The sequence below is a fragment of the Arachidicoccus sp. genome, assembly GCF_050436765.1.
Classification (GTDB): Bacteria; Bacteroidota; Bacteroidia; order Chitinophagales; family Chitinophagaceae; genus Arachidicoccus.
Map to the genome: position 1 here is coordinate 1 of NZ_JBNQGD010000214.1, position 1,124 is coordinate 1,124.

The 1,124-nt window shown below is 37.8% G+C and carries 2 protein-coding genes; one reads left to right on the top strand and one right to left on the bottom strand.

The window, feature by feature from the left end:
- A partial coding sequence (locus tag ACQR30_RS09480; RefSeq protein ID WP_429734388.1) for an NUDIX hydrolase occupies positions 1-297 on the bottom strand: 297 nt, incomplete at its 3' end.
- Positions 298-389: 92 nt separating this feature from the next.
- Here ACQR30_RS09480 and pyrE point away from each other — a divergent pair.
- Positions 390-1,025, top strand: coding sequence for an orotate phosphoribosyltransferase (gene pyrE, locus ACQR30_RS09485; protein WP_429734390.1), 636 nt, complete (start codon positions 390-392; stop codon positions 1,023-1,025).
- The last annotated feature ends 99 nt before the right edge of the window (positions 1,026-1,124 follow it).

Consider the following 1,124-nt stretch of genomic DNA (forward strand, 5'->3'; position numbering starts at 1 on the left):
AACAAGCGGTTGTTCTCCGCCGACTTGCATTTCAAACCAATGTGTTTCTTTTGTCACGTCTTGGTTGGTCCATTTATCAAAATAGTCGTGATAAGTAATACCAATGAGCTTTCCACGTTTAATATTTCGTAAACCGGTCTCTTCTTCCACCTCCCGTACAGCACATTGCTCTATCGTTTCGCCTTCGTCTAGCTTTCCCTTCGGCAAATCCCAAAATCCGCGGCGGTGAATCATTAACAGATAACCCGATTCGTTCCGCACCAATCCGCCGGCAGCAACTATTAGATGTTTTTGCATTACAATTATTTTAAGCATTAAATTTAGTAAATAACCCTAAAAGCCAGTAATAATATTTTACCTTTGCTCAAATTTTTTAGAAGAAAATGTCAATGTCTAACGAAAAAGCGATCGCTGAAAAACTATTACAAGCGAGTGCTGTAAAATTAAATATTCAGCAACCCTTCATCTGGACCAGTGGTTGGAAAAGTCCTATATATTGTGATAACCGCAAATTATTATCCTTTCCCTTTTTGCGCGATTTTGTAAAGAGTGAATTATGTAATGTGGTATTTGAATCTTATCCAGATGCCGAAGCAATTGCCGGAGTGGCTACTGCTGGTATTCCTTGGGGGGCGATGGTGGCGGATCAATTAAAGTTACCTTTTATGTATGTTCGGCCAAAACCAAAGACCCATGGTTTAGGCAATCAAATTGAAGGCTCTTATAAAGTAGGCCAGAAGGTCGTCATGATTGAAGATTTGATATCAACTGGGAAAAGCAGCGTAGAAGCTGTGAACGTATTAAAGTCTGAAAATCTTATAGTTATATCTGTTGTTTCAATTTTTAATTACGATTTTAGGATAGCTATTGAAGCCTTTGAAAATGTCGAGACTCCTTTCAAGTCATTGACAAATTACCCGGCTTTAATTTCTTTGGCTATTGAGAAAGGAGTGGTAAATGTAGAAGATGAAGCGTCATTATTGGAGTGGAGAAACAATCCTTCTAGGTGGAGCAATGGCAATTAATATTATTTAAATTATTAATTATAAACGACTTATGGGCTTTTTAGGTAAATTATTTAGTAGCAAAGAAAAGGAAAGCCTGGGGCAGGGACTGGAAAAAAC

Excerpts from the sequence above, each read along its gene's own strand:
- pyrE (WP_429734390.1), top strand. The coding sequence starts at position 390 with ATGTCTAACGAAAAAGCGATCGCTGAAAAACTATTACAAGCGAGTGCT.